Source organism: Micromonospora sp. NPDC093277 (genome assembly GCF_044765245.1).
GTDB lineage: Bacteria > Actinomycetota > Actinomycetes > Mycobacteriales > Micromonosporaceae > Micromonospora.
On the sequence record NZ_JBIWJO010000013.1, the window covers coordinates 58,581 to 71,561 of the forward strand.

Consider the following 12,981-nt stretch of genomic DNA (forward strand, 5'->3'; position numbering starts at 1 on the left):
CGACGAAGCGGGCGGCCACCCGAGGGGGTGGCCGCCCGCTGTCGTTGCTCCGGATCAGTTACGTGGTCGTGGTCCACGCCCGTTGTTCGGCGGCGGGCTGTTGCCGGCTCCGGTGCTGCTGCCGGGAGTCGGCGTGTCGCTCTGGCCGGAGCTGACCTCGATGGTCACCACGCCGCCCTTGATGGTCTTCCCGTCCGGGCTGGTGCCGGCGGCGGTGCCGGCCGGGCACTCCGACGGCACCTTGCTGCTGGACACCGTCGGCTCGAAGCCGGCACCGCGCAGCCGTGACTTGGCGGTCTCGATCGACTGGCACTTGACGCCGGGGATGGAGCGCTGGTCGCCCTCTATGATCTTCCCGCTCGGCGGGGTGAAGTTGATCCGCTCCTTGCCCACCATGGCGTCGCGGAGCGTGTTGTAGACCGCCGGGTTGATGCCCCAGGACACCTCGTTGTGCTTCATCCGCTGGCTGGTCTGTGGCCAGTCCGGGTCGGCCTCGATGCCGGCCACCGCGTACTGCTTGGTCATGGCGACCAGGGCGGAGGTCTTGTCGCCGTCGGTGGTGCCGGACTTGCCGGCCACCGGGGCGTCGACGATCCCGCGGACGTTGCCCGCGGTGCGGCTTCCGCACTTGGAGGTCGGGGAGTTGTCGCCCACCGGGCAGCGGGCGGCGTCCACGGCGGCCCGGGCCACCTGGGTGCTGATCCGCTGCTCGCAGCGCGGGTTGGCGATGTCGAGCTTGTTGCCGTCCGGGTCGCGGATCTCCTGGACCGGGATCGGCTCGCAGTACTTGCCGTCGGCGGCCAGCGTGGCGTACGCGTTGGCCAGCTCCAGCGGGGTGGTCTGCGAGACGCCCAGGGTGAACGCGCCCCACTGGTGCGCGGAGTTCTTGTCGTTGGCGAGATCCGCGTCGCTGGAGGCGCGGAAGGTGATGCCGAGCTTCTGGGCGGCCTTCACCACGTTCTCCGCGCCGACCCGTTGCTGCAACGCGACGAAGTAGGTGTTGACCGAGAAGCCGAACGCGCTCCACATGTTGTGCACCCCGGCCATCGACTTGTTGGCGTTGACCGGGCAGTAGAAGTGCCCCTCGCAGGCGGCCGGGTTGCTCGAGCTGATGATGTACTCCGACTTGAACCGCTCTGGCGCGTTGATCGTGTAGCTGAGCGGGTAGCCCTTCTCCAGCGCCGCGACCAGGGTGAAGATCTTGAAGGTCGAGCCGGCCTGGTAGCCGGTGATCCCGCCGCCGCCGGTGATCAGCGGGTTCACCGTGTTCGGGCGGCTGCCCCGGATCTTCTTCTTGGCCTTCTTCGGATCGCTGGAGATCTTGTTCTGCGGGTGGTCCGGATCGTCGAGCTTGAAGTTGCGGTTGACCGCGACCGCCCGGATCCGGCCGCTGCCCGGCTCGACCACCGCCACCATCCGGGCGGCCGTGGCGTCCACGCTCAGATTGTTCCGGACCGCCTTGTCGGCGGCCTTCTGCGCCTGCACGTCGAGGCTGGTGACGATGGTGTAGCCGCCGCTCTTCAGCCGGCGCTCGCGGTCGTACGTGGTGGAGCCGAACGTCTCCTGCTGCAACCACCAACGGTAGAAGGAGTCGCAGAAGAAGCCCCAGCTCTGTTCCTTCGTGGCGGTGCAGCCGTTCGGGGTGCGCTTGTCCTTGACCTTCAGCGTGATCTGCTTGGCCTGGTCGGCCTCGGCCTTGGTGATGGCGCCGATGGTCACCATGTTGTCGATGACGTAGTCCCGCCGCCCCACCGCCTCGGGGTAGCCGGACGCGGTGGTGGGGTCGAACGCAGTGGGCGCCTTCACCAGGCCGGCCAGCAGCGCCGACTCCTGGATGTCCAGCTTGCTCGGCGGCTTGCCGAAGTAGACCTGGCTGGCCGCGTAGATGCCGTACGCGCCGTTGCCGAAGGCGGCGAGGTTCAGGTAGCGCTCCATGATCTCGTCCTTGGAGAACTCCTTCTCCACCTGGAGGGCCAGCGACATCTCCCGCAGCTTGCGGGCGCTGGTGTCCTCGGTCGCGGCGACCACGTCGGCCGGGTGGGTCGCCGAGTACGAGATGGCCAGCCGGACGAACTGCATGGTCAGCGTTGACGCGCCCTGCTGCGAGTTGGCGGCGGAGCTGTTGTTGACGAAGGCCCGGGCCACGCCGTTGAAGTCGACGCCGTTGTGCTTGTAGAAGTTGTGGTCCTCGGCGGCGACGATCGCCTTCTGCATGTACGGCGAGATGTCCTTGAGCTTGACGTCGTGGCGATTCTCGTCGTACATGGTGGCGAGCGGCGTCTTGCCGTCCGAGGCGAGCAGATAGGTGATCTGCGGGGAGCGGGCCACGGCCAGTTCCTTCGGCAGCGCGCCGAAGGTTTCGGCCCCCGCCTTGGCGGCCAGTCCGGACATCGCCACTGCGGGGAAGGCCGCTGCCGCGACCACCACGCCGGCCAGCAGGCCGCAGATGAGTAGCGATGCGGCGTTGGTCAGCACATTGTGGTCACGTTTCCGCATCCAGGTCACCTCGACAGGGTACGCGAGTAGGGAACGAGGGGCGCTGGGGCGTCTTTTCCCCATTTCCTGCGCGCGCCGACCTCGTTGTGCTAAACGCACGAACCCTGGTGCGTGGTTGCGTGAATCTGGCGAGAAGTCTCCACCCGAAGGGGGGAGCGGCGCAGGGTTTTCACGTACCTCGACGGGGTAGACGGCGGGCGCAGGGCCCGGGAAGCCGGGAGTGTCTGGAATGATGGATTTCGCCGACAACGTTGCGTAATCGGGTGACTACCCAGCATGATGATGGCGGCGACAGAGCCACATGTCGTCCGGTGCCGCCCCGGGGGAGGCCGGCCGGACGACCGGGGGGAATTCGACGGCTGGTCGCGCGAAGTCGTGGTCGATGCAAGGGGGGACGTGTACAGATGGGCATGATCGCTGACTGGCCGTCAATGGCGGCGTGTCAGAACGGGGACCCGGACGCGTTGTTCGTACAGGGCGCCGAACAGAACGTGGCGAAGCGGATCTGCCGGAGCTGCCCAGTTCGGTACGAGTGCCTGGCCGACGCGCTTGACAACCGGATCGAGTTCGGAGTGTGGGGTGGCATGACCGAACGCGAACGCCGGGCGTTGCTGCGCCGTCACCCCCAGGTGACCAGCTGGCGCAAGATGTTCGAGGCGGCCATGAAGAAGAACGCCAAGGAGAAGGCCGGTCGGGACAAGGTCCTGGTGACCTCGGCCAACTGACCACCGAGCCGCCCGGCCGGTCGGTCCCGGCGGCTCACCGCTGGCTGATCGCCTCGCCGATCGTCCGCAGCCCGTCGACGTCGTGCACGTCGGCGGGCTGCGCCGTCACCGACACCGCCGGCACCGCCGGGAACGCCTCGGTGAACCGGGCCGCCACCCGCAGCTCGCGTTCCGCCTGCTGGGCCAACGCGGCGTGGGCCCGCAGCACCTCGACGGTGCCCGGGTGCCCACCCTCCTGCGCCAGCCGGCCCGCCGCGGCGATGCTGTCGGCCGCGTTCAGCTCCGGCACCACCGGCCGGTGCACCCGGTTGAGCACCAGGCCGGCCAGCGGCATCCGCTCCTCGCGCAGCCGGCCCGCGAAGTAGGCCGCCTCCCGCACCGCGTCCGGCTCCGGAGCCGCGACCAGCAGGAACGCCGTCTCCCGGGCCTGGAGGATGCGGTACGTCTGCTCGGCCCGCTGCCGGAAGCCGCCGAACATCGAGTCCAGCGCGGCGACGAAACCGGATAGGTCGGTGAGCATCTGCGCCCCGATCACCTTCTGCACGGCCTTGGAGAACATCCCGAAGCCGGCGGTGACGAAGCTGAACATGCTCCGCCCCCCGGTACGCGCCGGGGCGAGCAGCAGCCGCAGCATCCGGCCGTCGAGGAAGCGGGAGAGCCGGGCCGGCGCGTCCAGGAAGTCCAGCGCCGACCGGGACGGCGGGGTGTCCACCACGATCAGGTCCCACTCGCCCCGGGCGTGCAACTGGCCCAGCTTCTCCATCGCCATGTATTCCTGAGTGCCGGCGAAGGTGGAACTCATGGCCTGGTAGAAGGGGTTGGCGAAGATCTCCGCCGCCTTCGCCGGATCGGTGTGCGCCAGCACCACGTCGTCGAAGGTCCGCTTCATGTCGAGCATCATGGCGTGCAGCTCACCGCCACTGGACTCGACGTCGATCCCCTTCACCTGGCGCGGGGTGTTGTCCAGCTCCGTCAGGCCGAGCGACTGGGCCAGCCGGCGGGCCGGGTCGATGGTGAGCACCACCGTCCGCCGGCCGTGCCGCTCGGCCGCCCGCAGCGCCAGCGCGGCCGCGGTGGTCGTCTTGCCCACCCCGCCCGCCCCACAGCAGACCACGATCCGTACGCCGGGGTCGGCGAGGATCCGGTCGACGTCCAGCGCAGGCGCCGCGGCTTCGGAAGGCACCAATCGAGCGTATCGGTCTACCCGGTGTCTCTGCCCGCGCTGCCGGCAGGTGTGAGTCAATCCGCCCGGACGAGCACCTCGGCCAGCGTCTCCAACCCCGCGCGGTCGACCCCCTCGGGGAGCAGCGGCAGCTCGGTCAGGGGCAGGCCCAGCTCACCCAGCTCGGCCCGGAGGGAGTCCTCGAGCTCCCGGCGTACCTGCTGGCTCCGGGCCTCCTCGGCCAGGCCGGCCACGGTCCGCGCGTCGGCCGGCAGGCCGGCGGCAGCCAGCCCCCGTTTCAGCTCGGCCGCGGTCACCGCGGGTCCGGCCGGCACCGGCGGCCGGGCGCCGTTCACGATCACCCGGCCGACCGGGAAGCCGAGCTGGGTCAGCTCGGTGATCGCGTCGAGCGTCTCCTGGACCGGCATCTCCTCCAGCAGGGTCACCACGTGCACCGCGGCCATCGGCGAGCGGAGCAGCGCGGCGACCCCCTCGCTCTGGGTCTTGATCGGGCCGACCTTGGCCAGCCGGGCGGTCTCCGCGGTGACGTTGAGGAAGCGGCCGATCCGCCCGGTCGGCGGGGCGTCCAGCACCACCGCGTCGTACGCCCGGCGCTGTCCGGAGGTCCGGGTGGTCGCCTCCTTGAGCTTGCCGGTCAGCAGCACGTCCCGCAGGCCGGGGGCGATGGTGGTGGCGAAGTCGATGGCGCCCAGCTTGCGCAGCGCCCGGCCGGCCGCGCCGAGCCGGTAGAACATGTCCAGGTACTCCAGGAGCGCCTCTTCGGCGTCCACGGCCAGCGCCAGCACCTCGCCGCCGCCCGGGGCGTCGGTCAGGTGCCGCTCCTCGTAGGGCAGCGGGTCGGTGCCGAAGAGCTGGGCGATGCCCTGCCGCCCCTCCACCTCGACGAGCAGGGCCCGCCGGCCGCCGGCGGCCAGCCCCAGGGCCAGCGCCGCGGCGACGCTGGTCTTGCCGGTGCCGCCCTTGCCAGTCACCACGTGGAGGCGGGCCGGCCACCCGGTGCCGGCGGGCTCGGCCGGCCGTTCAGCTGCTGCCACCGGTCGAGCCTACCCAGCCGCCGGGCTCACGAGACCTCGCAGACCCGCCAACCCGTCTTCTGCACCACGATGAAGTGCAGGTCCTGGTCGGCGATCTTCTCGTCGGCGGTGATCATGCTGACCGTGGTGCTGACGGTCGCCCGGTCGCTGGCCTGGTTGTCCACCTTCGGGGTGGTCCAGCGGAATCGCGGCTTCTGGTACTGCTCCGAGTACTTCCGTACCTCGGCGACCTTGGCGGCGATCTTCTTGTCGTCCTGGGCCGCGGAGCAGACGAAGGTGGCCGCCTTCCTGGCGTCCTGGTCGTGGTAGATCGCCTTGAGGAAGCCGTCCACCGCGACGGCCGGCTCCTTCGCGCCCTGGCCCTCCTCGGCCTTGCGCAGGGTGAGGAAGGCGGCCGTGCCGCCACCGCCACAGAGCAGGATCGCCGCGGCCAGCACGATCGAGGCGATCAGCACCCCGCGCCGCTTCTTCGGCGGAGCCGGATTCTGATCCGGCCCGGCCGGGTTCTGGTACGGCCCGGCCGGGTTCTGGTACGGCCCGGCCGGGTTCTGCTGGTATGGCGCCGCCGGGTTCTGGTACGGCCCCGCCGGGTTCTGCTGATACGGCGCCGCCGGGTCCTGGTACGGCCCCGCCGGGTTCTGGTACGGCCCCGCCGGGTTCTGCTGATACGGCGCGGCCGGATTCTGGTACGGCGCGGCCGGGCTCGGCTGGTACGGCGCGGCCGGGTCCTGGTACGGCGGGTGGCCGGATCCGGGCGGCGGGGGAAAGGCTGCCGGGGGAGGCGGGACGGTGCCGCCGTGCGGCTCGGGGTGGGACGGACCGTCGGGCGAGCCGGTGGCGCCACCGATGGGCGGTTGGGTCATGTCTTCCCCCGGGGTGCGGTGCCGTCGCCGCCCGATGGCGGCCTGTGCGTGGTCGGGTGTGGCGGGCGAGCGCGGATGCCCGTCCAGCCCGAAGGGTAGCGGTCGGTGGGGGCCCGGTCCGCCCCGCGTACCCGGTCGGACGCGGGGCCTGCGTCGATGAACGGGAGAATGCCGTTGCCTCTCCGATGCGGGCTCTGTCGCATATGTGACTCGATGTGATCGGACCTGCGCGTCCCGTTGCCGGGACTCTCCCCCGGGTCCTAGTTTCGTCGCGACGCGGGGGACGGACCGCCGGCGAGTCAGCGCCGGACGACGGTGATTCTGAGCAGGTACGACGCCCGGAGGCAAGGTATGCGCGACGCGGAGAACACTCCTCGAGGGCAGTTCCGCCCCGGTGGGCGGGCCGGGCGGAACGGCGGCGCCGAGGCGTCGGGCACGGAACTGCCGCCCAACGAGCGAACGTACCGGCCGCCGGCCGAGGTGATCCGCACGCTGGTCCGTGCCGGTGAGCGGGGCCGGGACGACGACTCGCCCGGCTACGTCATCCACCTGCCGATCCGGGTCGCCGACCTGGCGGCGGCGACCGCGCTGGCCGGCAATGTGGCCACCTCGCTCGGCTTCCTTCGCGAGTTGGACGCCGGCGAGACGACGGTCTCCACCAGCGACGATCAGAACAACCAGCACCGGGTCTTCTGCGACCTGCTGCTGCCCGACCGCTCCCGCTGCCCCCAGCGTTACGGCCACGACGGCCCCTGTGGCGAGCCGCCCACGACGCCCGAGCAGCGTCCCGTGCCTCGGTAGCACCGGCGGATCGTAGGCTGTGGCTGACCGAAGTACATGCCAGGCAAGGGAGCCGTCACGCATGCAGAAGTGGGAGTACGCCACGGTGCCGCTGCTGGTCCATGCGACCAAGCAGATCCTCGACAACTGGGGCGAGGACGGCTGGGAGCTGGTCTCCGTGGTTCCCGGCCCGAACCCGGAGCAGCTCGTCGCCTACCTCAAGCGGCCGAAGGCGTGAGCGGCATGGCGAACGGACCGCACGCGAAGCTCGCCGAGCTGGGCCTGACCCTGCCCGAGGTGGTGCCTCCGGTGGCCAGCTACGTGCCGGCCATCCAGTCGGGGCAGCACGTCTACGTGTCCGGCCAGTTGCCGATGGCCGAGGGCAAACTGCTCGCCACCGGCAAGGTCGGCGCCGGCGTCTCCGCCGAGCAGGCGAAGGACCTGGCGCAGCGGTGCGCGTTGAACGCGATCGCGGCGATCGACTCGCTGGTCGGCCTGGGGAGCGTCGTGAAGATCGTGAAGCTGGCCGGCTTCGTGGCCAGCGCGCCGGGCTTCACCGGCCAGCCGGGCGTGATCAACGGCGCCTCCGACCTGTTCCTCGCGGTCTTCGGTGAGGCCGGCCGGCACGCGCGCAGCGCCGTCGGTGTCGCCGAGCTTCCCCTCGACGCCCCCGTCGAGGTCGAGGTCATCGTCGAGGTCAGCTGACCCGCCCGCCCCGTTCCGTTCCCCGCGATCTTGCTGGTCCACCGGCGAGAATGCCGTGAACGACCACAAATCAGCGGTCGAGATTGCAAGATCGCGGGGAGTGGCGGGCGGGGTCGTACGATCGCTGCCATGGGCGGGCATGTGACCGGGGCGGCAGGTGCCCTCGCGGACGAGCTGCCGGGATGGGTGACGCTGCTGCGCGCGCCGAACCCGGGGCCGATGACCCTCGACGGCACCAACACCTGGGTGCTCCGGGCCCCCGGCGCCGAGCAGGCGGTCGTCGTCGACCCGGGCCCGGCCGACGAAGGCCACCTGGCCGCGATCGCGGCGCACGGGCCGGTCGGGTCCGTGCTGATCACCCACGGGCACCCGGACCACACCGAGGGCTCGGCCCGCGCGCACGAGCTGCTCGGCGGGGCGCCCGTCCGGTCCGCCGACCCGGCGCACACCATCGGCGGTGCGCCGCTGGCGCCGGGTGCCGTGCTGACCGGCGGCCTCACCATCCGGGTCGTACCGACCCCCGGGCACACCGCCGACTCGGTCTGTTTCCTGGTCGAGCACGGCGACGAGCGGGTGGTGCTGACCGGCGACACCATCCTTGGGCGGGGCACCACCGTGGTCGCCCACCCGGACGGACACCTCGGTGACTATCTGTCGAGCCTGGAGCTGCTCTCGGCGTACCGGGGAATCCCGGCACTGCCGGGGCACGGCCCGGCGCTGGCCGACTGCGCCGCGGCGGCCGAGTTCTACCTGGCCCACCGGCGGGCCCGGCTCGACCAGGTCCGCGCCGCCGTGACCGCGGGTGCGACCACCGCGCCCGAGGTGGTCGCCAAGGTCTACGCCGATGTCGACCGGTCGCTCTGGTGGGCGGCCGAGTGGTCGGTCCGCGCCCAGCTCGAATACCTCGGGGTGGAGCAGCCGTGACCTGCCCGGTGTGCGGGACCGTCGCCGTACCCGGCGCGCGGTTCTGCCACAACTGCGGTGCCGCGCTGCCGGCCGCCGCGATCCTGCCCGCCGCCGAGCGGCGGGTGGTCACCGTGCTCTTCGGCGATCTCTCCGACTTCACCTCCTGGTCGGAGGACCTCGACCCGGAACGGGTCGGCGCGGTCACCGACCGCGTGCTCGCCGCCCTGGCCGGCTCGGTCAAGACCTTCGGCGGGCACGTCGACAAGCTCACCGGTGACGGGATCATGGCCGTCTTCGGGGCACCCGTCGCGCACGAGGACGACGCCGAGCGGGCGGTGCGGGCCGCGCTCTCCATGCAGCGGGCCGTCCGCCGGGTGCTCGACGACGAGCGCGGCGGCGGCGCGCCGCTCGGCCTGCGTGTCGGGCTGAACACCGGTGACGTGATCGCCGGCATCCAGGCGGCGATCGAATACACGGTCATCGGCGACACGGTGAACACGGCCGCCCGGCTGGCCGACGCCGCCGCCGTCGGAGCGGTCTATGCGGGCGCCCGGACCGCCGCCGCCACCCGGCACGTCGCCTCCTGGCGGGCGCTGCGCCCGCTGCGGCTCAAGGGCAAGCGCGAGCCGGTCGAGGCGTACGAGCTGCTGGGTCTCCTGGACGCGCCGGGCACCCGGTCCGGGCTCGGCGACGAGGCGCCCTTCGTGGGCCGGGAGACCGAGATCGGCCGGATCGCCGGCCGGCTCGCCGAGGTGATCGACCGGAGCGAACCCCGGGTGCTGCTGATGACCGCCGAGGCGGGGATCGGCAAGTCCCGGTTCGCCGCCGAAGTGGAACGCCTCGCCGCCGGCTACGACGTCGGCGCCGGCCGCTACGCGGCACACACCGGTGCCCGGGTGCTCTCGGTGCGCTGCGCCGCGTTCGGCGAGCGCCGCCGGCTGGCCCCCCTGGCCGACCTGGTGCGGGCGGCGGTCGGCCTGCCCAACGACGCCGCCACCGCGGTCACCCGGCCGGCCGTCGAGGAGCGGCTGCGCCGGCTCGGGCAGCGGCTGAGCCGGATCCCCGGCGACCCGCCCCCGGTCGCCGTCGACCAGCTGCTGGCCCTGCTCGGGTACGCCGAACTCCCCGCCGCCGCCGAGAGCGGCGAATGGAACGCGGCCACCGCGCACCCGGACGCCGAGGCGGTGCCGAACGCGGTCGCCGACCTGCTCAGCGCGCTCGCCGTCGAGGCGCCCCTGATGGTCGTCGTGGACGACCTGCACGATGCCACCGCCGAGACGATCAACGCGCTCGGGCTGGCCCTCTCCCGCCTCACCGGCCCGGTGCTGGTGCTGCTGCTCGGCCGCCCCGAGCTGGTACGGACCGCCGGCGCGCTGACCCGGGTCGCGGACGCGGAGGTGCACGCGCTGCCCCCGCTGCGTGGCGCGGACGCCGCCCGGCTGCTCACCAGTTACCTCGGCGGCGGCAAGCTGTCGCAGGCCGACGCCGACCGGCTGCTGGCCACCGCCCAGGGCAACCCGTTCTACCTGGCCGAGCTGGTCACCCTGCTGATGGAACGCGGGGCACTGACCCCCGGCCCGGACCGGAACCCGCCGGTCGGCTGGCGGCTCGCCCCCGGCTCGCTGGGCAGCCGGCTGCTCTCCCGGGACCTGGCCGCCGTGCTCGCGGCGCGGATCGACGCGCTGCCGCCGGACGCCCGGTCGGTGCTGCGTGACGCCGCGGTGGTCGGTGACACCGTGCCGACCGGCGCGCTGGAGGCGCTCCGCGAGCAGCGCGGCGGGCGGGACGGCCGCCCGGCGGCGGTGGCCGCGGTCGAACTGGACCGCGCGGTGGAGGAGCTGCTGCAACGCCGGATGCTGCACCGCAGCCGCACCGGGTACGCGTTCGCGACCCCGTTGATGCGGGAGGCCGCGTACGCCGGGGTGAGCAAGGCCGAGCTGGCCGAGCGGCACGCCGCGCTGGCCCGCTGGGCCGCTCCGGAGAGCGTCGACGCCGCCACGCCCCCGGCCGGCGGGTTCACCGAGGCCGCCCGGGACGAGTTCGTCGCCGAGCATGTCGAGCGGGCCGCGACGCTCGCCGACGCGGTGAAGCTCCGCCCCGACGCGCCCGCCCGCGCGGTGGCCCCGCTGGGCGCGGCCGCGCTCGGCCGGGCCGCCCGCCGCGCGCTGCGCTCCGGGGAGCCGGCCCTGGCGGTCGAGTACGCCGAACGCGCCGCCGAGCTGGCCCGGGACGGGATGCCGCTGGCCGACCAGGTGGTGCACGCCCGGGCGTTGCTCCAGATCGGCCGCCCGGGTGACGCCCTCGCCTCGGCCGAGAAGATCGCCGCCAACGCCGGAGAGTCGGCGGCCAGCCGGGCCAGCGCCCTGCTGCTCGCCGGGCAGGCCCACCAGACCGTGGGTGACGCCGACCGGGCGGTGCGCTGCTGGCAGGAGGCGTTGCAGGTGGCCACCGCGGCCGGGCTGCCCGCGATGCGCGCCTCGGCGATGCGCCGGCTCGGCATGGCCGACTTCATCGCCGGCCGGCTGAGCCAGGCGAGCAGCCGGCTCGCCGCCTCCTACCAGGTGAGCCTCTCCGTTCGGGATCTGCGCGGGCAGGCCTGGTCGTTGCAGAACCTGGCCTGGGTCACCACCACCCGCGGCGACTTCGCCGGCACCGACGCGGTGCTCGGCCGGGCCGCCCGGCTCTTCGCCGAGCTGAAGGACCCGTACGGGCGGGCCTGGTTGCGCGGCACCACCGCGTTCGCCCGGCTGCTCGCCGGCCGGTTGCGGGAGGCCAGCCGGATGGCGCGGGTCTTCCTGCCGTTCGGCGAGCGGGTCGGTGAGGCGTGGGCGGTCGGCACGCTTCGGGCGGTCGAGGCGTACGCCACCGCCGAGGTGGGCGAGCTGGCCGAGGCGGACCGGGGAGCGCGCCAGGCGTACCGGGAGTTCGCCGAGGTCGGCGACGACTGGGGGCAGGGTTTCGCGCTGGTCGTCCGCGGGGTGGTGGCGCGCGGGCTGGGTGCCCCCGAACACGCCGCGGACCTGCTCACCGACGCCCTCGGGTACGCCCACCGGACGTCGCACCCGCTGCTCACCGGAATGGCCGGCACGCTGCGCGGGTTCGTGGCCCTGGAACTGGGCGACCGGGAGACCGCCGAGCGGGAGGCCCGGTCGGTGCTGACCACCGTGGAGCCGCACAATCCGCAGGCCCCCGCCCAGGTGGGGCCGCGGGTGCTGCTCGCCATGGCCCGGCTCGCCGCCGATGACTCGGCGACCGCGGTGGGGCTGCTCGCCCCGGTCGCCACGGCCGCCGCCCACACCCCGTCGCTGCTCTTCTCCCGCCGCCAGACGATGGCCCGGTACGCGTCCGCGCTGCTCGCCCACGGCCAGCGTGAGCAGGCGCTGGACTGGGCGCAGCGGGCCGTGGCCGCCCCGGCCGAGGACGTCCGCAGCCAGGTGATCGGGGCCTGTGTGCTGGCCGAGGCGCTGGCCGCCTGCGGTCGCCCGGTCGAGGCGCTCGCCAGCGCCGAGGAGGCGGTCCGCCTGGCGTACGCCACCGAGCAGCGCAGCGAGCGGGCGGTCGCCGACAGCCTCCGCGCCCGCCTCGCCCTGCCCTGACCGGCTCCGATCCGCGCAGGTTCCGGGAACGGCGGCCGTCGCGTGGTTGATTTTTCGATGAATCCGCGGGCCGCCCGGGCGGGCGCGGGTGCCGTGCCGGCACAGGTTTGGCGGTTCCGGGGATGCGGGGTGTCGGGGGCGGTCGATAGCGTGGGGGCCGACGAGGGCCGTCCAGATCGGCGGTCGCGGGTGGGGGAGGAAGCATGAGGCTGCCGCGTTCGGGCGCCGGCTGGACGATGGCTGTCTTCGGGCTCCTGGCGCTGCTGCTCGGCGCGCTCGGGCTGATCTGGCCGGAGGCCCAGCTGCGGATGCTCGGCTTCGAGACGCCGGCCGTACGGGCCCCGGGCGACTACACCGGCACGTTCCTCACCGCGTCCTCGATGGCCTCGTTCAACATGGGGGTCTACTACCTGCTCGCCGCCGCCACCGAGTGGCGGCCGTTCTACCGGTTCACGGTCTGGTTCCGGCTGTTGACGTTCACCGTGTTCAGCATCGCGGTCCTCACCGAGGTGGCCCCGGGTCGGTTCTTCTCGGTGGCCGCCTGGGAGGGGCTGGGCGCGGCCGCGACGGCCGCCGGCCTCTGGTGGGACGCCCGTCGGGCGGCCGCCGGCGGCACGCCGGACGCCGTCGGCGCCGGGTCGGGCTCCGTGCCGGCGGCCGACACGGCGCACTGAGCGACCAGGATCGTTGGGT

General features: G+C 73.2%; 10 protein-coding genes and 1 pseudogene. 7 read left to right on the top strand and 4 right to left on the bottom strand.

The window, feature by feature from the left end; translation table 11 throughout:
* Positions 1–54: 54 nt before the first annotated feature.
* Positions 55–2,496 carry a penicillin-binding protein gene (locus ACIRG9_RS25525; protein WP_402860774.1) on the bottom strand — a complete coding sequence of 814 codons (2,442 nt, stop codon included), beginning with the start codon at positions 2,494–2,496 and terminating at the stop codon, positions 55–57.
* Between the two features lie 404 nt (positions 2,497–2,900).
* Between ACIRG9_RS25525 and ACIRG9_RS25530 the strand changes: the two genes are divergently transcribed.
* A complete protein-coding gene (locus ACIRG9_RS25530; protein WP_402860777.1) occupies positions 2,901–3,221 on the top strand; it encodes a WhiB family transcriptional regulator in 321 nt (106 codons plus the stop codon).
* A gap of 34 nt (positions 3,222–3,255) precedes the next feature.
* On the opposite strand, the gene ACIRG9_RS25535 is transcribed toward ACIRG9_RS25530, so the two are convergent.
* From ACIRG9_RS25535 to ACIRG9_RS25545, 3 genes and pseudogenes are all read right to left on the bottom strand, one after another.
* Positions 3,256–4,407, bottom strand: a complete 1,152-nt coding sequence (locus ACIRG9_RS25535) for an ArsA family ATPase (RefSeq protein ID WP_402860780.1) — start codon at positions 4,405–4,407, stop codon at positions 3,256–3,258.
* Between the two features lie 53 nt (positions 4,408–4,460).
* Positions 4,461–5,438 carry an ArsA-related P-loop ATPase gene (locus tag ACIRG9_RS25540; RefSeq protein ID WP_402860783.1) on the bottom strand — a complete coding sequence of 326 codons (978 nt, stop codon included), beginning with the start codon at positions 5,436–5,438 and terminating at the stop codon, positions 4,461–4,463.
* Positions 5,439–5,464: 26 nt separating this feature from the next.
* Positions 5,465–6,028: pseudogene (locus ACIRG9_RS25545) on the bottom strand (hypothetical protein); the annotation flags it as partial.
* Between the two features lie 624 nt (positions 6,029–6,652).
* Here ACIRG9_RS25545 and ACIRG9_RS25550 point away from each other — a divergent pair.
* The 6 genes from ACIRG9_RS25550 (at position 6,653) to ACIRG9_RS25575 (ending at position 12,962) form a co-directional block, all read left to right on the top strand.
* The gene (locus ACIRG9_RS25550; RefSeq protein WP_402860786.1) at positions 6,653–7,102 is read left to right on the top strand and encodes a hypothetical protein; all 450 of its coding nucleotides are present in this window, start codon (positions 6,653–6,655) and stop codon (positions 7,100–7,102) included.
* A 61-nt stretch (positions 7,103–7,163) separates the two neighbouring features.
* Positions 7,164–7,319: a DUF4177 domain-containing protein gene (locus ACIRG9_RS25555; protein WP_013736319.1), complete on the top strand. Its 156-nt coding sequence runs from the start codon at positions 7,164–7,166 to the stop codon at positions 7,317–7,319.
* A gap of 5 nt (positions 7,320–7,324) precedes the next feature.
* The gene (locus ACIRG9_RS25560) at positions 7,325–7,786 is read left to right on the top strand and encodes a RidA family protein (protein WP_402860797.1); all 462 of its coding nucleotides are present in this window, start codon (positions 7,325–7,327) and stop codon (positions 7,784–7,786) included.
* 129 nt (positions 7,787–7,915) lie between these two features.
* Positions 7,916–8,710 carry an MBL fold metallo-hydrolase gene (locus ACIRG9_RS25565; RefSeq protein WP_402860800.1) on the top strand — a complete coding sequence of 265 codons (795 nt, stop codon included), beginning with the start codon at positions 7,916–7,918 and terminating at the stop codon, positions 8,708–8,710.
* Entirely contained in the window at positions 8,707–12,288 is a 3,582-nt protein-coding gene (locus tag ACIRG9_RS25570) for an adenylate/guanylate cyclase domain-containing protein (RefSeq protein ID WP_402860803.1), read from the top strand. Before ACIRG9_RS25565 ends, ACIRG9_RS25570 begins: the two co-directional genes overlap by 4 nt.
* 203 nt (positions 12,289–12,491) lie before the next feature.
* Complete coding sequence (locus ACIRG9_RS25575; RefSeq protein WP_402860805.1) at positions 12,492–12,962, top strand: hypothetical protein; 471 nt, start codon at positions 12,492–12,494, stop codon at positions 12,960–12,962.
* Positions 12,963–12,981: the final 19 nt, after the last annotated feature.